Consider the following 18,057-nt stretch of genomic DNA (forward strand, 5'->3'; position numbering starts at 1 on the left):
GCTCGGCACGAAGAGAAAGAGCCCTTTGGGAGAGATGACAGTGAAGCCTGGTCGAGATCTATTTTGTGGCTGCATGCCCGCCCTGATGACGACCTGCGATTCCGTGGGCAATCCCGACTTTGACGCCTTGGTCCGCAAGGGGCAGCAATTGATCGACGCGGGAATGTGTGCGGTCGTCTACTGCGGATCGATGGGCGATTGGCCTCTGCTGACCGATCAGCAGCGTCAGGAAGGCGTCCGTCGGCTGACCGAAGCGGGCGTTCCCGTCGTCGTCGGCACCGGTGCTCAAAATCCCAAGCTCGCCGCCGCGCACGCCGCCCATGCCCAAGAGGTTGGTGCGGCTGGATTGATGCTGATCCCACGCGTCTTATCGCGAGGCAATTCCGCGGCGGCTCAGAGGCATCACTTTACCGACATCCTTCGCGCGGCCGATCGGTTGCCTGCGGTGATCTATAACAGTCCGTATTACGGGTTCCAGACGCGAGCCGATTTGTTTTTCGAACTCCGTCGCGAGCACCCTAACCTCGTCGGGTTCAAGGAGTTTGGTGGCGCCGAATCGCTCAGCTACGCCGCCGAGCATATCACCAGCGGCAATCCCGAACTGGCCTTGATGGTCGGCGTCGACACGCAGGTCTTCCACGGATTTGTTCGCTGCGGTGCCGTCGGGGCGATCACCGGCGTCGGCAACGCGCTGCCGAAACAGGTGCTGCGATTGATCGAACTCTGCCGCGCTGCCGCGGCGGGAGATGTCGACGCGCGGCGATTGGCACTGGAACTGGACGGCGCGATGGCGGTGCTGTCGAAGTTCGACGAAGGCCCCGATCTGGTTCTGTACTACAAATATCTGATGGTGCTGGAAGGTGATTCGGAATACGAACATCATTTCAATTCGCACGACGCGCTCAGCGACAGCCAACGCGCGTTGATCCATGAACAGTGGACGCTGTTTAAGAGCTGGTGGAACAACTGGCCCGGCGCGAAACAATGAACGTTGACGCTGCTGCGATCCGAGTGATCGACTCGCATACCGGTGGCGAACCGACGCGTTTGGTCGTCGAGGGAGGACCTGATCTTGGCGGCGGGCCGTTGCCGCAGCGAGTGGAACGCTTTCGTCGCGAAGCCGATCATTTTCGGACGATGATGTTGGCCGAACCGCGTGGCTTCGACGCGATGGTCGGAGCGTTGTTGTGCGAACCGAGCGATCCCGGTTGTGCTGCGGCCGTGATCTTCTTCAACAACCGCGGCTATCTGGGGATGTGTGGCCACGGGGCGATCGGTGTCGTGGCGACGCTGGCGTTCATGGGCCGGATCGCGCCGGGGCGGCATTTGTTAGAGACGCCAGTCGGAATCGTCGCCGTCGAATTGATCAGTCCCAACCGCGTCGCGATCGAAAACGTTCCCAGCTACCGTTTGCGCAAATCGGTCTCGGTCGAAGTCCCGGGGATCGGAACCGTCCGCGGCGACATCGCCTGGGGCGGCAACTGGTTCTATCTTGTCGAATCGTCGCCGCTACCGGTGGTGGCTGAAAACATCGATCGCTTGTCGGACATCGCGCTACGGATTCGCAAGGCCTTGGTGGCGGCGAATATTACCGGAGCTGACGGAGCGGAGATCGACCACATCGAACTGTTCGGGCCGCCGTCGGTTTCGGACGCCCACAGCCGCAACTTTGTCTTATGCCCCGGCGGTGCCTACGATCGATCGCCTTGCGGAACGGGAACGAGTGCGAAACTCGCCTGCTTGGCGGCCGATGGGAAACTGGCTCCCGAGGTGCCGTGGATTCAGGAGAGCATCATCGGCAGCCGCTTCACCGCATCGTACCGCTCCGCCGACGACAACCGCATCGTTCCGCGGATCGTTGGCGAAGCTTATGTCTACGGCGAGACGCGGTTTATCGCTCAGCCGGGCGATCCGTTTCCCTACGGAATCGCGACGGCTTAATCGCCCGCAAACTGTCGGCAGACGGGCTGTGGTGGGGATTGGAAACGGGATCTTCGAGAAATTGACGGCCGCCAGAATTTGACGCCACGTTTGGGGTGAATTGCGATACAATACGCCCCCGTTGTTCTATCCCTCCAAATTGCCTACCTACACGCTTTCCGCCGCTGCTGCCGCCGAGGTTCTGATGATCCGTTCGTCCTCACGTCTTTGTCTCATTGTTTCCAGTTTGGTCTTCGCATTCTGGGCCAGCTCCGATTCCAACGCCCAGGACTGGACGCGATTTCACGGCCCCAACGGTTCCGGCTACATCGCCGATGGCAAGATCCCCGATTCCTGGACTGCCGATGACGAGGCTTGGTCGGCGGAGCTGCCCGGCGGCGGGATCAGTTCGCCTGTCGCTTGGGGCGACAAGGTCTTTCTGCTGGCCGCCGATCCCAAGACGGCGGTTCGGCATGTGCTGGCATATCAGCTGAGCAGCGGAAAGCAGCTGTGGGACAACACTTTCGATTCGGTGCCGCATCATTTGCACAAGCGGAATCGGTTTGCGGCCAGCACGCCCTGCTGCGATGAAAAGTTTGTCTACGTTGCCTGGTCCGAGCCGCAGCATACGACGGTCAGTTGTCTAACGCACGAAGGAGAGTTGGTTTGGCAGCGAGACCTGGGGCGTTGGCAGAGTCAGCATGGGTTTGCGACCTCGCCGATGCTGTACGAAGACTTTGTTATCGTCTTCGATTCGCAGCAAGCCAGACAACTGAAGCCCGGGGAGACGGCGGGGGAGAGCAAGATGGTCGCTCTGAACCGGCAGACGGGCCAGATGGTTTGGGAGACGCCGCTGGAGACGACGAACGTCTGCTATGGCACTCCGTGTGTCTATCAACCTGCGGGCGGGGCGGCTCAATTGGTCGACGCCAACACCGGCAACGGCTTGTTCGGACTTGATCCGAAGACGGGCAAAATGCTCTGGAATATGAAAGTCTTCCGCTCGCGTTGCTGCAGCAGTCCGGTGGTAGCGGGAGATCTTGTGCTTGGCAGCGCTGGCAGCGGTGGCGGCGGCAATCACCTGGTCGCCGTGCGACCTGGCGAAGAACCGACCGAAGCCTATCGGGTGGAGCGGGGCGCTCCGTATGTTCCCACTTCGGTGGTCGTTGGCGACATGGCGTTTCTTTGTGGTGACAACGGCGTAGCAACGTGCATCGATGTGAACAGTGGCGAACCGCATTGGACGCGTCGCATCGGCGGGACGATCTCGTCCTCTCCGATCGTGGTCGGCGACAAACTGTTGACGATCGATATGGACGGCAAAGCGACGGTTTTGCGAGCGGGCAAGAATTTTGAGAAGCTTGGCACGGCTGACCTGCATGGCAACGTGCAAGCGACGCCAGCTTACACGCAAGGCTATCTGTTGTTGCGGTCGGAGAACCGGCTGACGGCGATCGGGCCCAAGCGATTGTAGGCCAGCTGGTTCGAGCAGGCTGAATCGAGATGATCGAGTTTTTCGGTTTGCGATGACGAGCGGCGAAGCGGTTGTTGCCGCGTCACCGAATCGGGTGGTTTTAAGCGGTACAACCGTTGAATCGCTATCAACGCGTGCAACACGGCATCTATTTCGGGGCTTCGTAAAGAATGCCCATTTAAAGTTTGCACAACGGAAGTTGGCGCGCCGATATCTCACAAGCCGGACGAAAGGTAGGATGCCTTTCTGACGCGGAAACTGGAACGGATTCGGGTGTGGGGCCCGTCGATGTTCCATCCTTGGGTGATTAAACGCCACGGCGGAACGCAAAAGTTGCGTTCCGCCGTGTTTTTTTTGATCACCAATCGCGTCGTCCGCTCTCCTTCATGGGGGCAAGTTGGCAAATCACCCCGTCTGTTCGGGTGATAACGGTTTCCAGCCGATCAATTTGAAATCATCTGCCGGAAAAACCGCCCACCCCCTTTAACAAAATCGACAATTTGTAGAAGATACCGTTCCCGAAGCTGTCGCGTCTTAAACGTCGCCTCAATGACAGCTTCTGGCAGCCCCTATAGCTCAGTCGGCAGAGCATACGACTTTTAATCGTAGGGTCCTAGGTTCGAGTCCTAGTGGGGGCATTTTGCCTATCTTCACCAGCGTTTTCCGGCTATCGAAGCCTCGAAACGCTGGTTTTTTAATGCGCAGAAGCGGGCGTCATTGGCAAGTCGCATCCTGAAGCAACTGCATTGCGTCTCTTCCATCGGATCGGGATCGTCAGCCCCAAGGCCAAGCAATCAGCATACTCTGGCTGAGGACGCCGCAATCCGACGCCAAAATCGCAGGGCCGCCGGCCTACCGCGTGATTCACGAGCCCAAAAGGGCAGGCAAGTTCCGACATGCAGTGTCTCGAGCATTTGATGCCTGTCCCCAATCGCCGTCCCGTCATTTTTAAGCGTGTCCCCAATCGCCACAAACGGTACTCGCCCAAACCCTTCGACTGCTTGTGCCCCCGCACATCGACTGCTCGGCTCCGATTAACGACGATTAGAGCAGATCAGTGTTCTCGTTTTTGAACCGCTGATCTTCGCTGATCGACGCTAATTCAAAACGGTACTCGCTCAAACCCTTCGACTCCTTATTCCTTCGCACACCGTCTGCTCGGCTCCAATTAGCGACGATTAGAGCGGATCAGTTTTCTGGTTTCTTAAACCACTGATCTTCGCTGATCGACGCTAATTCAAACGGTACTCGCCCAACCTTTCCGACTCCTTATTCCTTCGCACATTGTCTGCTCGAACCCGATTAGCGACGATTAGAGCGGATCAGTGTTCTGTTTTTTGAAACGCTGATCTTCACTGATCGACGCTAATTCAAACGGTACTCGCTCAAACATTTCGACTGCTTGTGCCCTCGCACATCGTCTGCTCGGCTCCGATTAGCGACGATTAGAGCAGATCAGTGTTCTGGTTTCTTAAACCGCTGATCTTCGCTGATCGACGCTAATTCAAAACGGTACTCGCTCAAACATTTCGACTGCTTGTGCCCTCGCACATCGTCTGCTCGGCTCCGATTAGCGACGATTTGTGCAGATCAGTGTTCTGGGTTCTTAAACCACTGAACTCCACCTGATCAATATGAACCGAGCAGTCTCCACTATCGTAGGTGTTTGGGGGGCGTCGGCTATTACCTTGATATTGGGGTAAAAGTCGACAATTTTCAGCCCACGCGCCCTGTCCAATCAGGTTTCGACCTCGGTTGCCTTTTGCCGTGGAATGAAGCACGTCGAGAGGAAAAAATGGGCGAGATGGGGGATGTGCTATTGAGCAGGTACCGCGAGCGGAGGTGACAGTAGCCGGTGGTTTGTCGCAGCAAATACCACCGGAGCCAAACCGCCAGCAAAGCACCGCCGCCAACGGGGACGCACATCGATCTGCGATCCCTTCGGGATCATCGCGCGAGTTTGGGACGCCGAATTCCGGAGGTGCGCTGCTGCGCGATGGCCTCCGGCTACCATCTTGCAACCCTTCCGGGATCGTCGGGCTGAAGGCCTGGCAATTTGATAATTAGCTCGGCGGGTTGTTAGCCCTTCGGAGTGCTGAGGGCGAGACAGCTACTGAGACGTATTGAAGGCAATTACTTGCTATCGTCCCCGAAACGCCTACGCCCTACTTGCCACACGTCGACCGCTGTTTGAATCAATCGTCGATTCGATCGGCGATGATTTTTGCGGTCCTGGGATCGACGTGCAGCTCTCGCTTTTGGCGGTTCTTGAATGCTTCGACTTCCCAATAACGCCGTTCGAAAGAGACCTCATCGATGCCGCTGTAGCCGTCATTTTCGGCGAGCGATTTCAAGACTTCCGACAGCGGCAGCGCATCTTTGGCGGGGTGGTCGTCGGGATCGTCGCGGTGTTGGGATAGAATTTTTCCGGTGAAGCTGTCGACTATCAGCTCATAAGCAACATCGTTCTGGCGGACTTCGACTTCCCAGTTACCATCATCCATCGAGATCTCGCTGAAAGGCTTGTACCCGTCCGCTTCCAATTGTCGAACGATCTCAATCAGAGGCATCCGGCTACCGCCGTTCGACTGGGCGTCGGTAAATTGAATTGGAATCAGTGCCAAGATGCCGGGGATCGCAAACAGAATCAACGCTTTCATTGCTTTCTACTTCAGTGGATGAGGTTGCTTTAAGTCGCAGGGAACCGAATCGCGGAATCGCTGGACAGGTCGATGACCATGTTGCGAATATTAGTCGCGGTAGATAAGTGCACCGTGAATTGAACCTAAAGTTCCCTTCATCACGCGGTTGCCTTGGGGGCGAGATGCCGCAGTGGACTTAGGACACCGGCTTTCGCGACGTTCAAAACCTGGCTCTTTGGCAGCACTCGCTGGGCGCGGGGGATGGGAGCTGGCTGCAGCTTTGCCTCGCGACGCTCTTGATCCACCAGGCGTACGACATCGTGAAGTGTCATCGCCAATGGATCCATCGTGCGAGGATCGCGTGGTGCAGCACACAGGGATTGCAAAAACGAATTCAGGAGACGTCGCATGATTTTTTCCTTCGGGAGCGAACCAGATTCGAACTGAGGTCGTGCGTCAGTTCGCGGCATCGGCAACATGTCGATGTCTGAAGGAAGTATCGCCAGGCGGCCTAAGACGACGATGAACTGAATATGAATTCGAGTTTAGGTGGGCGCAACTTTTGTTTTGCAACCGAGGAGATCGTGGCGGGGGCAGCAAATACCGGTTGGGCGTGTGCTCAATCGGTGCCTAAACCGGATGAGTCGACGACTCGCGATTCAAATCGATCGGTAGACGCACCGTAAAGCAGCTGCCATGGCCAAGTGTACTCTCCACCTGCAACGTACCGCCAAGTGTCGTGGCGATACGGCTGGCAATCGCCAATCCGAGACCGTTACCAGAGATCCCTTTGCTTCGCGCGTCGCTGGAGCGAAAGAAGGGATCAAACAGATGTTGCTGATCCGATTCGGAGATCCCACAACCAGCGTCGGTGACACGAAGGACCACATGATTTGCGTCGTTACTTGCCTGCACTTCGATCGGGCTTCCGGGCGAGCTGTACTTTATCGCGTTGGATACGAGGTTCTCGACGATCCGCGCCAACAGCGTCGACGTCGCTCTCACCGAGACCGACTGTTCTACGCGATTCTCCAGGCGTAGATCCGCAGCGCGCGGCAAGCTGCTCCAGCTTGAGGCATACTCGTTCAACCAGGTCGTAAACTCGATCGGCTGCATCGTTGGCGAGTTGGTGTCCCCGTCACTGCGAGCGAGATACAACAAGGCTTCAACGATTTCCTGAAGCGAAAGCGTCTTGGTGCGCAGCAGTTCGAGTGTCGACTTATATTCGTCGACCGATCGGGGGCGCCGCAGCGTGACGTCGATCTGTCCAAGCAAGACGGTGATGGGAGACCGTAGTTCGTGAGCGGCATCTCCCGCAAAGCGACTTTGCTGCTCAAAGGCTGCCTGCTGGCGGTCGAGCAAATGGTTGAAGGTCGTCCCCAGCTCCGAGAGCTCGTCCCCAGTATCTTGCACGATCAGACGCGTCTGGAAATCGGAGCCCGCGATCGACTGAGCTTGATCCGCCATCGCGGAAACGGGGCGGAGTGCATGTCGGACGATCCAACGCCCCAGTCCCGCGGCGACGCACCAAGCGGCCAGTGGCAGCAGTGTTACCAGCAGCGTCAACCGCGAAACGATGGCATCGCGTTTGCCTGTCGAACGACCGACCACTACCATCAACTCGTCAAACTCATCCAGTTCTCGGTTCAGGGCAAGAGGATGAGGGGCGGTCAAGCGATGATACAGAACCCGCTGTTGGCGTTTTGGTTCGATCTGGGCCAGCATCGCGCCGTTGGATGCATTGCCAGCGGCCAACTGTAGCGCCAGCGATGTCATCGCGCGATCCGCATTGCGAGACTTTTCGACAACGCGATTCTTGTCACCGATGACGATCCAGTGGACTTCGCCAAATTCGTCGAGCGAACCGAAGGAGACCGAATGTTCCAAAGGTTGCCATTTGACCTCCGTATCCTCGATCTCCGCGACGGCGACAAATGAGTTGAGTACCCCTTGCAGTTCGCCTTCGAATTGCGACTCGATTTGCCGCCGCGATACGGAATAAAAGACCAGCGAATAGATCGCCAAAGCAATCGCAAGCGTCACGAGAAAATAGGCGGAAACGCGTGTCGTCAGCTTCATCCGTGACCCGCGTCTTGCGATTCCAGGATATAGCCTTGGCCACGGCGTGTTTGGATGACGCGTGGGCCCAGCGTTTCCAGTTTGCGTCGTAGGTCTTTGATATGGACCTCGAGGGTGTTCGAAAGACCGTCAAAGTTTTCGTCCCAAACCGTTTCGTAAATCCGCGTGCGCGAAAGTACCCGTCCTGGATGTCGCAAGAACATCGACAGCAACGAAAACTCTTTGGCGGTCAGATCGAGCGGCACCTCGGCGCGCGTGGCGCGTTGCTGAGCTAGATCGATGCGAATGTCGCGGTACTCGAGATAGACGCTGTCGGATTGGCTGGGCCTTCGCAACAATGCTCTAACGCGCGCCAGAAGTTCCTCAAACGCAAACGGTTTCGTCAGGTAATCATCCGCCCCGGCGTCCAACCCCGTAACTCGCTCGTTTACCCCATCGCGAGCTGTCAAAAACAGTACGGGTGTTGTCCGGTTCTTCTGGCGGAAACGCTGGAGGATTTGAATGCCGTCTTCACCAGGCAACCACCAATCGAGGATGACAAGATCCCAAGTTTCCGACTGCAATCGCAGCCAAGCGTGCCGTCCCTCTTGAGCCAACTCCGCCGTATACCCCTCTTCATTCAGACCGCGGACCAGGAAATCCGATATCCCGGGATCATCTTCAACGACTAGGATACGAACACTCATTCAAACGATTCTCGGCGGAGGCGGCTAACGATTGGAAGCGGGCGGCACCTGCATTATGGCTAGCCCGAGTGAACCGCCAATGAGCCGTCGATAAAAAATTCTTTATGTTGAGCGACTTGGATGGAGACGTTGTTTCCGTTCCGAACGAACCCCGGGAGCAATCAATTTCCGCTCATCGTTGCCTGAAGGTTTCGCCTGGCCTCCGGACGACGACGCTCGCATCGGATCTCCAATTGCGTGCGAGTCCATCCGACCAAACACGCTCCCAGTATTATCGTAGCAGTCACCACAGCGGAAATATGTACGATCGTAACAAGACTGTCCATCATCTTTCTCCAGCAAAGTTGAAAAGCATCAAAACCTATGCAAGGAGTATCGCACCGCGCGTTAATGGCTGGTTGAGCCCGTTCTAAAGATTGGTTTATCCTCGAGAAAAACTATCACCTCGACGTTTAAAGCGTATGCGTTAAGATGCCGGTCCTGGAAACTATCGCGCAGTAGATCCGCCGCTGTTACCGCAGATCGGGAGGTCAATTTGGTACAGGCATCGTTTCTGAGGCTGCAGATTGGCATCATGTTTCGGGTTTGCTTTGTTCTCGGGAAACAAACGCATGCGCGCGCTCCCGAGTGACGCTCAGCGACGGAAGAGAGTTGGCAAAAACAACAATCGCCGCGCAATGCGACTTAAGAATTGATTTCCTGGCTTGCAGCCCCGAATACGTTAACTCAGTCTATTGGAAGAACCATCGATGACGACTCTTGTGGTTGGAGCAAGCGGAGCAACCGGTAAACTTCTCGTCGAACAATTGTTGCATCGAGGGGAGCGCGTACGAGCAGTCGTGCGGTCGTGCGACAAAATCCCAGCGACGCTCTTAGAGCATCCACTGCTGTCGGTAGTCGAAGCAAGTATCGCCGATGCAACGGACGGCGAAATTGCCCAGTACGTCGACGGTTGCGACGCAATCGCCTCCTGCCTCGGACACAATCTGACACTCAAGGGCGTCTTTGGCCACCCGCGGCGTCTGGTAACTCAAGCGGTGCAGCGATTGTGTCACGCCGCCAGCAAAAACGGGTCCGACAAACCGGTCAAATTTGTTCTTATGAACACCGCGGGCAATTGCAACCGCGATCTTAACGAATCCATTTCATTTGCTGAGCAGTGCGTGATGGCGCTGCTGCGACGGGCTGTGCCTCCCCATCGCGACAACGAATTGGCCGCCGAGCATCTCCGCACGGCGATCGGTCAAAACAACGCATCGCTGCAATGGTCGGTCGTTCGCCCCGATACGCTCATCAACGAAGCCGAGGTTTCCGAATACCAACCGCACGTTTCGCCAACGCGTAGCGCCATCTTCAACGCCGGTAAAACCAGCCGCATCAATGTGGCTCACTTTATGGCGGAACTGATATCGGATCAAGCGACATGGAATCGATGGAAAGGGGAGATGCCCGTCATCTACAATCAGCAATAACGCCCCACGACATGCGAACGCAGGGAGCCTGGCATTCCAAAGTCATTAGGGGTTCGCAATTTCCCCACGGTCCATTTGCAGCGGCAGAAATGCTAGCAGTTACGGGAATGGCAAACCGAGCGGGATGCATCTCCGCTCATCGGATGCCATATACTTTGGATTCTTGAGACTTGCCATTCGAACTCGTGATCAAAAGCTTGCCAGATGAATATCCCATCGATACTCGCGCGTCCGATCCAGCCCACTCCATGTCAGCGGACGTATTGGGTTTTAGATGGTCTATTTTTGGCCGGCGCCTATCCAGGGCGTCCCGAAGCCAGCCAACACCAACAGCGGCTTCAGTCTCTGTTCGGTGCAGGGATGCGTACCTTCATCAATCTGCAGGAGGAAGGGGAAACGAACAATGCCGGCAAACCATTTGTTCGCTACGACGATGGGTTGCGAGAACTCGTCGGCGATCAATTTGCTCATCTGCGGTTCCCGATTCCCGACGGTGGCACCACTTCGGTCGACCGCATGCGTTCGATCCTCGATGCGATCGACCTGTCGCTCGCTGCCGATCGTCCCGTCTACGTTCATTGTTTCGGAGGGATGGGACGGACCGGAACGACTGTCTGTTGTTAGCTTCTGCGTCATGGCCTTGCGGCGCCTGAGCACGTTCTCGAATTGTTGACCCAACTTCGACAAGCCGACGTCCAGCGGGCAAGCTGGAAAGCTCCTGAAAATGCCAGCCAAGAAGCGTTTGTCTTATCATGGACCGGGTGAGTCCGCGATCGGCGGACGAAGCGATGATTATTCAATTGATTCTCTAACAATGCCTCACGGACCGCAGCCAATGTCCAATCGCTTTCCGACCGTCGTGATTCTGATCACAGCCGCTGCCTTCGTGGGCTTCGCGATTTGGTTGACCGTGATGCCCAACGCGTTGCTAGAAGGCTTTGGAATCACAGAGCGAACGCCGCAGATGGCGACCGAAATACGAGCTTTCTACGGCGGGATCGAGTTTGGCATCGGCGCGGTAATGTTTTTGCTGTGGCGCCGCGGCGATTTGTTTGCTGCGCTGTTGATCGGTGGCTTGCCGCTTGCCGGATCGGCAACCGGGCGTTGCATTGGCATGATGGCAGACGGATTCTTCGGCTTGCACGCGGGGTTTGCCGTTATGGAAGCCATCGCGGCGGTGCTTTGTTTTGTCGGATGTGCGATGGTGTCGCGAGGAAATAGCGATGGATGAATGGGATCTCCGGCGGGACGGATTTTGCATGTTGCGTCAGGCGGTTTGCCAGGCGTCGATCGCACGCTTGCTGACCGTCTGCGGGACAGCGTTTGAGGACGAAACGAAGAGTGTGCGAGCCCGCTCCAGTCGTGGCCATGTCTACGCGGCGCGGAACCTGATCGACTCGATCCCCGAGGTGACAACCGTTTGGCAATGCGAAGTGTTGCTGTCGTTTCTACGCCAGCAACTGGGAGCTGAATTCGGTCTCGTCCGGGCGTTGTTCTTCGACAAACCGCCCGATCGAACTTGGGGACTGGCGTGGCATAAAGATATGTCGATCGCTGTCAAAGAGAACACGATCACTTCGGCATCCTTCTCGCGGCCGACAGTCAAGGCGGGTGTGCCTCATGTGATCGCTTGCGATGACGTTCTGAAACAGCTGTTGACGCTTCGGATTCATCTGGACGAAGTAACCGCCGAAAATGGACCGCTGCGCGTCATCCCCGGCTCGCACCGGTCGAGCGACACAAACGGCGAATCGATCGAAACCGCGGTCGACATCCACGCTGCGGCCGGCGATGTCTTGGCGATGCGGCCGTTGATCTGTCACAGCAGCGGTGCCTCCACACCCGGCACACGGCGCCATCGGCGGATTTTGCATCTGGAATTCGCTCCCTCGCCGTCGCTGCTCGATCGAATGGAGTGGCATGATTTTGTCGCTCCTGACGCTGAAGGCAGCAATCGCTACGAGTAATTGGTAACGGCATTGTTCGCTACGCTGCGGTTGAGGAATGGTGAAGTCGCTCTCGATTCGGAGCGACTTCACGATCGGTTCTGCAGAATCAACGTTCGTACGAAAGCAAGAACTTCGACCGCTCCTCGGCGAACTTGCGCAGCGACATCGGTTGGTCCGCTTTGGGGGCGTCGCTGGTTGTTGCGTTCTGGAACGCTTCGTAGGGTGAGAGCTTCCGCGTGTCGGCTTTGACCAACGGATCGATGAGATTTCGATACTCTTCAACCATCGGCCCCAGTTGATCCCAAGCGACCGAATCTGCGGCGATCTCACGCACGTATTGCATGTAACGCGTTCGCAGTTCGGGGACCGCTAGCAGTCGGCTGCGCAGTGGCATCCGATCGCTGTCGAGTCCGATCAAGGGATTGGTGTCGACACCACCGCCGCGCGGTCCACGTCCTCCAGGTCCACGTCCCATACCTCCACCGGGCCCGCCAAAGCCACCGGGACCGCCGGGGCCACCAAAACCTTCAGGTCCGCCGGGGCCTGCAAAACCGTCGGGCCCTCCAAATCCACCACGCCCCTCGGGGCCTCCGCGGCGGCCGGGCTCAAATTCGCGACCGGGACCAAATTCTGGAGGTCCACCGCGGCCGAACTGCTCGCCGCGTCCTGGTCCGCGTCCGGGGCCGTCGCGACCGTCACGTCCCGGTCGTGGACCGCCGTGCCCCGCCAATCCGAACCCTTCGTTCATGTCGTGCGGGATGATGTGGAATTTCCCATCCTTGCCGCGGAACAGGTTGTAATCGCTGGCGCGCGTCCAGTATCCGTCGCCGTTGAGGAGCACGACGTCCAGAGCCAGGAATTTTAGCGTCTCATCGATGTCGAGGATCGGTTCCAGTGCGGCGACCAATTGTTCCGGCGGCGTTTCGTTCAGCGTCTTGCACAATTCGATCAGCGCCTGCCATTCCTTCTCGCCATCGTTGGACTTCATCTCGAACCGCGCCTTGTACTCGGCCAAGTCGTCTCCCAGGTAACGCAACCCGCCATCGGCGCCTGGGTTGCCGGGAACCTTCCAGCGGGTTCCCTTCGACCCGTCGTAGTTCTCCTTCAGAAACGTCTTGTCGAACTGTTGCACGCTGTTGTACAGCCCCCAGCTCTCCCCATTAACGACCACGTGGACAAAGTTCGCTTTGGGCGCCGGAATGTATTTGCGAACTATCTGCGAGTAGACAACGCTACTCATCATCGAAGGATCGCCGTGACAGTTGAGCAAATTCAACGTCTTGTAGCCGCCGATTCGCTGGTCCTCGTCGATCGTATCCAATGAAACGTTGAACGAACGCTTGGATCCACGCGGAACATGCCCGAACGAAGAGGCACCTCGAAAGTGTACGCCGACACCTTCGTATGTCTTCCCGTCGACGATCATCGTCGCAGGAACGTCGACATCGGTGCCGTGGAATTCTTCTAGCTCCGTTTCCCACTCGTCGTTTTCAAATTCCAGGAAGACCGTTCGCAGGACGCTGGGATCGTAGAGCGGCTTGTCGGGATAGACGGCGACATCGGCAACCTCCACCTTCGTACCTGGGGTTCCCGGTTCGGATTGCCCACCGGGACCGCGACCTCTGCCCCCCGGGCCTCCAGGACCACCACGGCCTCGTCGCTCGCCTTCCGTCGCGGCATCCGACGCAATCGCTTTGCGAGCGACTTGGCGTTCATCGGCGTTAAGCCATCCGTTGCCGTCGACATCGTATTGCTTCACAATCTTTCGCTCTTCGCGGTTGGGGCCTCCAGGCCCGCCGGGACCGCCTGGTCCAAAGCCAAACATGCCGGGGCGTTGGGCGTAGACGATGCCGGCGGCAATCGCTCCCAACGGGACCAGAAACAGTAGCGAACGAACGTTTTTTTTCATGTTGGCACCTGTGGTGTTCATTGGTTGAAGAGTGATGGGAAGCTAATTAGCGAGCCGGGCGAAGATCGACACTCTGGACTCCTTCGAGAAGGTTCAGGCGGTTGAGGACTTCGACCGGATCGATGTCGGGACGGAGGCGAACTCGGTACTGCAGATCGAGCGACGCTCCCTGTTTGCTTGTCGATCCGGAGGTGAACTCGACCTTGCTCATCAGGGCGTCAAAGACCTCGTGGAACAACAGTTGTGGATCGCGTCCGACCGCCAACCGAATCTCGAGCCTGGTGTCCTGGGGCGTGACTGGACCGCTATTGCCACCGCGGGGGCGGACCAAAGCTGCGGCCAATCCCATCACGCTGATACCTACTAACGCGACAGTGATCTGATCGGCGCCGACAGCCATCCCTACCAGGACTGCAAAGATCACAAACGTGATGTCGTACGTATCGTCGACGACGGTGCGGAAGCGGACGATCGACAGAGCCCCAACCAGTCCGAAGGCCCACGCGACGTTCTGCCCGATCACCAGTGGCAGCATCGCACACAGGATCGATAGCAGCACCAAAGTCGGCGGGAAGGTCGGCAGGAACTTTTCTCGCGGCCGGACGGCCCAGTAGATCGCGGCGATCGCGCATCCGCACAGGAAGGCGGTCCCCAGACGCAACGCCATCTGCAATGCACTGCTATCGTTTGGCGTGCCAAGCAATTGGGAGGGATCGACCGATAGGGTTAGCCAAGTTGGCATTGGATGGTTTCCTTGTTGAGTGTGCCGACTTGGTTTGGGGATGCAACGGAATTCGCTTCGGTTGACGCGAGCCGCTGTTGGGCCAGCGTCATCAAGGTCGTCGGTTGAACCGGCAACAACTGGAATTTATAAAGCAGTCGCTTAAAACGCAGCGGCAGCGCGTCGGCGAATTTCATCCGCAAGAAGTTTGATTGAAGCGAAACAAAGCCGGCGTCTTGGTCGCTGTTGGCGAGCGTGTCGTAGGATGTTGGCGTTTTAAGACGGATGTTTCGATCCAAAGTCAATCGGCAGTTGTCGGATGCTTCAGGGAACAAGACGGTACGCTCGAAGCCAACGTTCAAGCACGCACTCAATTGCTTTTTGACAATTTCTTTGTGGAACCATTTGCCGGGCCACTTTTTGTCGACGTTCACCGAATCGAGCCGCGGCAAGTCGTTGGCATCGACGTGCGTTTGGCGAAGCGAGGCGAGATCATCCTTCCAACGCTTGCACTCCAATGCGACTGCTCCGCAACAGCCAAAACGTCGGATGCGGTACTGTCGCGATTTAGATGATGGTCTCTTCGAAGGCTTGCCGACGTAATAGCGATCCTCGAGGCAATCGACTGTCGAAAGCGGACCGCCGTCGCGGCGAACCGCTGTCAGTACGGCTTCGACCACGGCATCGGTCAAGAGAAACGTGTATTCCGAACGGGGGCTGTATTTCAAACGAATGACTCGCAATGACGAACGCGGTTGAAGCGGCGGTGACGGATCACCCTTTCAACATGTAGTGCGTATCGAATTGCGGCAGTGGGCCAAGGAATCGAAGAAATCGATTGAATTAGTCGGCGAGCCCAAGCGATCTGCGGCCGCGTTGCTGAAACGCCTCGAATTGAGGATCGATCTCGGGCGTTGCACCGGTCAGCATTTCCGTCGCCTCGCGATGCAGGATCACCATTTCGACGAAGTCGATCCACGGACCGGTGTTGCCCGATCGATCGACCACGTTGCCGGTCATCGTTCGCAACGCATCGTCGGCCAACGCGAGTTCGGTTTCGGCTTGTGCGTCGTCACCCAACTGGTGATACGCCATCGCGCGCAGCGAATGGACCATCGTGCCGCTGGGGCCCCGCGAATGCGACGCCAGCTCCAACCAACGCAACGCCTGCCTTGGCTGGCCGGCGCGCAATCTTGCCCAACCCGCGATGTATTGAAGGACGCTACGCGGAGCAAACATCGGCCTCCCTGGACCGTCATCGGGACCGCGAGGCCCGCCAGGTCGCGGGCCGTCGCGCTGGGGACCATCGGGGCGTCGGCCGCCAGGTTCCGGAGGACCGAAGCCGGGGCCGCCAAAACCGTTCGCTTCCGATTCGTCCAGTAGCGTTTCGCTATCGTCAGCCAAACGCTTCGCATCGGTTGCATTAAGCGGATCGATCAAGCACGATCGCAGCGTATTAAACGTCAGCGGTCGCGTATCGTCTGCCGCCTGCTTCATCAATCGCGAATAGATTTCACGGTAGTCATCCGAGCGGCCGGTCACATAAAAGAGTGCGGCGGCCCCTTCCCACTGCCGGCTGGCAAGAGGAGCTTCCAACCGCATCGCTTTGGAGAAATCTTCGGCTGCTTCGTCCCATAAACTCAACCGAGCTCGCATCATCGCGCGTTGGAACCAAACCAGATAGTAGTTCGGAATCAGGTCGACCGCTTCGTTGAACTTCGCGTTCGCGGCCGCAAACTCTTCCGCGTTTTCGTTGGCAATCGCCTCGCTGACCAACTGATTGGCGTTCTTCAGATTGTCGGCGAACTGTTCGACTTCTTTGCGTGCTTCGATGGCGTCGCGAAGTGCCGATTCCTTTTCGTCCCGTTCGGCAACGGCTCGTGACGCTTGGTACAAACTGCCCGCCGTCCCCAACAACAGGGCGGTGGCGACGAGGGTAGCGGTCAGCAAGGCGGCCCGATTCCGCGCGGCGAACTTGCGCAGCCGATACGCTTTCGACGGCGGCCGAGCTTCGATCGGCACCGATTCGAGAAACCGCCGTAAGTCATCGCTCATCGCCGACGAAGATTCGTAGCGGCGAGTGCGATCCTTCTCGACAGCTTTCATTACGATCCAGTCCAAGTCGGTTGGGATCGCTTCACGCTGTTTCGCCACCGTCAGTTCGACGTGCGTTCGAGGTTGGACGGTGGTGTTGGTGTCGGCCGCTTTAATCGTTGTCAGTCGGATGCTCGGCCGCGGCGGCTGTTCTTCGCGAATGATTCGCCGCATCTCATCGTATCCCGCCGTTTCCAGGCGGTTCCGATCGAATGGCGTCGTCCCCGTCAGAAGTTCATACAACAGCACACCCAGCGAATAGATGTCGCTGCGTGTATCGACGTCCAAACCGCTCATCGCCGCCTGTTCGGGGCTCATGTACAGCGGCGTACCGATCATCGCGTAGAACTGCGTATAGATCGTCTGGTCGGTCAGGTTTTGGCCGATCGCTTTGGCGACGCCGAAATCGATCACCTTCACCACCGGCTTGTCGTCGTGCATCGTGACCATCACGTTGGACGGCTTTATGTCGCGGTGGATGACTCCCTTTTGGTGCGCGTGCTGGGTGGCGGCACAGACGTCGCGAAACAGTTCCAATCGCTGCCGCAGCGGCATCGCATGTTGGTCGCAGAACTTCGTGATCGGCAGCCCTTTGACAAGTTCCATCACAAAGTAGGGACGGGCGTCGTCGGTCACTCCCGCGTCGAAGACCCTTGCGATATTGGGATGGTCCATGATCGCTACGGCTTGCCGTTCGGCGTCGAACCGAGCCAGGATCTGCTGGGACGCCATCCCCGGTTTGATGATCTTCAGGGCGACCTTGCGGCGGACCGGCTTTTCTTGCTGAGCGACAAAGACGAGGCCAAATCCTCCTTCGCCGATCTGTTCCATCAAGCGGTAGGGACCGATCGTCGCCCCGATGTGGCTGGAGCTTTGAACGGCGGGGGCGTCGAGTGTTTCGTCCATCTGCACAGGCGAAAGAGGCGGACGATCCAAGGCGTTGCCGGGACGATCATGCGCCGCCAGCAACGCTTCGACCTCGGACCGCAGCTGCGCATCGTCGCCGCACGCGTCGCGCAGGTAGGCGGCTCGCTGATCGGGTTCCTCGCGATCGAGCGCTTCCAGGAAGATCGTTTGTTGACTGGGATTGGGCATAACTTGTATTGCGTCA

15 protein-coding genes and 1 tRNA gene are annotated in these 18,057 nt (G+C 57.7%); 8 read left to right on the forward strand and 8 right to left on the reverse strand.

The genetic code is table 11. The annotated features are described in order from the left end of the window. The first annotated feature begins 34 nt into the window (after positions 1-34). The 4 genes from EC9_RS12545 (at position 35) to EC9_RS12560 (ending at position 4,032) form a co-directional block, all read left to right on the forward strand. Entirely contained in the window at positions 35-988 is a 954-nt protein-coding gene (locus EC9_RS12545) for a dihydrodipicolinate synthase family protein (protein ID WP_145345650.1), read from the forward strand. After that, positions 985-1,941 carry a proline racemase family protein gene (locus EC9_RS12550; protein WP_145345652.1) on the forward strand — a complete coding sequence of 319 codons (957 nt, stop codon included), beginning with the start codon at positions 985-987 and terminating at the stop codon, positions 1,939-1,941. The genes EC9_RS12545 and EC9_RS12550 overlap by 4 nt, the downstream gene beginning before the upstream one ends. Positions 1,942-2,062: 121 nt before the next feature. Then, on the forward strand, positions 2,063-3,394 hold the full coding sequence (locus EC9_RS12555) for an outer membrane protein assembly factor BamB family protein (RefSeq protein WP_145345654.1): 1,332 nt from the start codon (positions 2,063-2,065) through the stop codon (positions 3,392-3,394). A gap of 565 nt (positions 3,395-3,959) precedes the next feature. Then, positions 3,960-4,032: transfer RNA gene (locus tag EC9_RS12560), tRNA-Lys, on the forward strand. 1,557 nt (positions 4,033-5,589) lie between these two features. Here the strand turns inward: EC9_RS12560 and EC9_RS12565 are convergent. From EC9_RS12565 to EC9_RS12580, 4 genes are all read right to left on the reverse strand, one after another. Beyond that, positions 5,590-6,054 carry a PepSY domain-containing protein gene (locus tag EC9_RS12565; protein WP_145345656.1) on the reverse strand — a complete coding sequence of 155 codons (465 nt, stop codon included), beginning with the start codon at positions 6,052-6,054 and terminating at the stop codon, positions 5,590-5,592. Positions 6,055-6,194: 140 nt separating this feature from the next. Next, on the reverse strand, positions 6,195-6,446 hold the full coding sequence (locus EC9_RS12570) for a hypothetical protein (protein ID WP_145345658.1): 252 nt from the start codon (positions 6,444-6,446) through the stop codon (positions 6,195-6,197). Positions 6,447-6,666: 220 nt separating this feature from the next. After that, positions 6,667-8,115, reverse strand: coding sequence for a sensor histidine kinase (locus EC9_RS12575; protein ID WP_145345660.1), 1,449 nt, complete (start codon positions 8,113-8,115; stop codon positions 6,667-6,669). Then, complete coding sequence (locus tag EC9_RS12580; RefSeq protein ID WP_145345662.1) at positions 8,112-8,801, reverse strand: response regulator transcription factor; 690 nt, start codon at positions 8,799-8,801, stop codon at positions 8,112-8,114. Before EC9_RS12580 ends, EC9_RS12575 begins: the two co-directional genes overlap by 4 nt. A 749-nt stretch (positions 8,802-9,550) precedes the next feature. On the opposite strand from EC9_RS12580, the gene EC9_RS12585 reads away from it, so the two are divergent. The 4 genes from EC9_RS12585 (at position 9,551) to EC9_RS12600 (ending at position 12,240) form a co-directional block, all read left to right on the forward strand. Further along, complete coding sequence (locus tag EC9_RS12585) at positions 9,551-10,273, forward strand: NAD(P)-dependent oxidoreductase (protein WP_145345664.1); 723 nt, start codon at positions 9,551-9,553, stop codon at positions 10,271-10,273. A gap of 204 nt (positions 10,274-10,477) precedes the next feature. Then, the gene (locus EC9_RS12590) at positions 10,478-10,897 is read left to right on the forward strand and encodes a protein-tyrosine phosphatase family protein (protein WP_246106100.1); all 420 of its coding nucleotides are present in this window, start codon (positions 10,478-10,480) and stop codon (positions 10,895-10,897) included. Between the two features lie 211 nt (positions 10,898-11,108). Continuing rightward, positions 11,109-11,504, forward strand: coding sequence for a DUF4345 family protein (locus EC9_RS12595; protein WP_218934771.1), 396 nt, complete (start codon positions 11,109-11,111; stop codon positions 11,502-11,504). Further along, positions 11,497-12,240 (forward strand): phytanoyl-CoA dioxygenase family protein, encoded by a 744-nt coding sequence (locus tag EC9_RS12600; protein ID WP_145345668.1) that lies wholly within the window; start codon positions 11,497-11,499, stop codon positions 12,238-12,240. Before EC9_RS12595 ends, EC9_RS12600 begins: the two co-directional genes overlap by 8 nt. 88 nt (positions 12,241-12,328) lie before the next feature. On the opposite strand, the gene EC9_RS12605 is transcribed toward EC9_RS12600, so the two are convergent. The 4 genes from EC9_RS12605 to EC9_RS12620 form a co-directional block, all read right to left on the reverse strand. Further along, positions 12,329-14,131 (reverse strand): CotH kinase family protein, encoded by a 1,803-nt coding sequence (locus EC9_RS12605; RefSeq protein ID WP_145345670.1) that lies wholly within the window; start codon positions 14,129-14,131, stop codon positions 12,329-12,331. A 46-nt stretch (positions 14,132-14,177) separates the two neighbouring features. After that, positions 14,178-14,873, reverse strand: coding sequence for a DUF4956 domain-containing protein (locus tag EC9_RS12610; protein ID WP_145345672.1), 696 nt, complete (start codon positions 14,871-14,873; stop codon positions 14,178-14,180). Continuing rightward, a complete protein-coding gene (locus tag EC9_RS12615) occupies positions 14,858-15,580 on the reverse strand; it encodes a CYTH domain-containing protein (protein WP_145345673.1) in 723 nt (240 codons plus the stop codon). Before EC9_RS12615 ends, EC9_RS12610 begins: the two co-directional genes overlap by 16 nt. A 115-nt stretch (positions 15,581-15,695) precedes the next feature. Then, positions 15,696-18,041 carry a serine/threonine-protein kinase gene (locus EC9_RS12620; protein ID WP_145345675.1) on the reverse strand — a complete coding sequence of 782 codons (2,346 nt, stop codon included), beginning with the start codon at positions 18,039-18,041 and terminating at the stop codon, positions 15,696-15,698. Positions 18,042-18,057 lie beyond the last annotated feature (16 nt).

The sequence above is a fragment of the Rosistilla ulvae genome (genome assembly GCF_007741475.1).
Taxonomy (GTDB): Bacteria; Planctomycetota; Planctomycetia; order Pirellulales; family Pirellulaceae; genus Rosistilla; species Rosistilla ulvae.

Excerpts from the sequence above, each read along its gene's own strand:
- EC9_RS12545 (WP_145345650.1), top strand. The coding sequence starts at position 35 with ATGACAGTGAAGCCTGGTCGAGATCTATTTTGTGGCTGCATGCCCGCC.
- EC9_RS12550 (WP_145345652.1), top strand. The coding sequence starts at position 985 with ATGAACGTTGACGCTGCTGCGATCCGAGTGATCGACTCGCATACCGGT.
- EC9_RS12565 (WP_145345656.1), bottom strand. The coding sequence starts at position 6,054 with ATGAAAGCGTTGATTCTGTTTGCGATCCCCGGCATCTTGGCACTGATT.
- EC9_RS12570 (WP_145345658.1), bottom strand. The coding sequence starts at position 6,446 with ATGCGACGTCTCCTGAATTCGTTTTTGCAATCCCTGTGTGCTGCACCA.
- EC9_RS12575 (WP_145345660.1), bottom strand. The coding sequence starts at position 8,115 with ATGAAGCTGACGACACGCGTTTCCGCCTATTTTCTCGTGACGCTTGCG.
- EC9_RS12580 (WP_145345662.1), bottom strand. The coding sequence starts at position 8,801 with ATGAGTGTTCGTATCCTAGTCGTTGAAGATGATCCCGGGATATCGGAT.
- EC9_RS12585 (WP_145345664.1), top strand. The coding sequence starts at position 9,551 with ATGACGACTCTTGTGGTTGGAGCAAGCGGAGCAACCGGTAAACTTCTC.
- EC9_RS12590 (WP_246106100.1), top strand. The coding sequence starts at position 10,478 with ATGAATATCCCATCGATACTCGCGCGTCCGATCCAGCCCACTCCATGT.
- EC9_RS12595 (WP_218934771.1), top strand. The coding sequence starts at position 11,109 with ATGTCCAATCGCTTTCCGACCGTCGTGATTCTGATCACAGCCGCTGCC.
- EC9_RS12600 (WP_145345668.1), top strand. The coding sequence starts at position 11,497 with ATGGATGAATGGGATCTCCGGCGGGACGGATTTTGCATGTTGCGTCAG.
- EC9_RS12605 (WP_145345670.1), bottom strand. The coding sequence starts at position 14,131 with ATGAAAAAAAACGTTCGTTCGCTACTGTTTCTGGTCCCGTTGGGAGCG.
- EC9_RS12610 (WP_145345672.1), bottom strand. The coding sequence starts at position 14,873 with ATGCCAACTTGGCTAACCCTATCGGTCGATCCCTCCCAATTGCTTGGC.
- EC9_RS12620 (WP_145345675.1), bottom strand. The coding sequence starts at position 18,041 with ATGCCCAATCCCAGTCAACAAACGATCTTCCTGGAAGCGCTCGATCGC.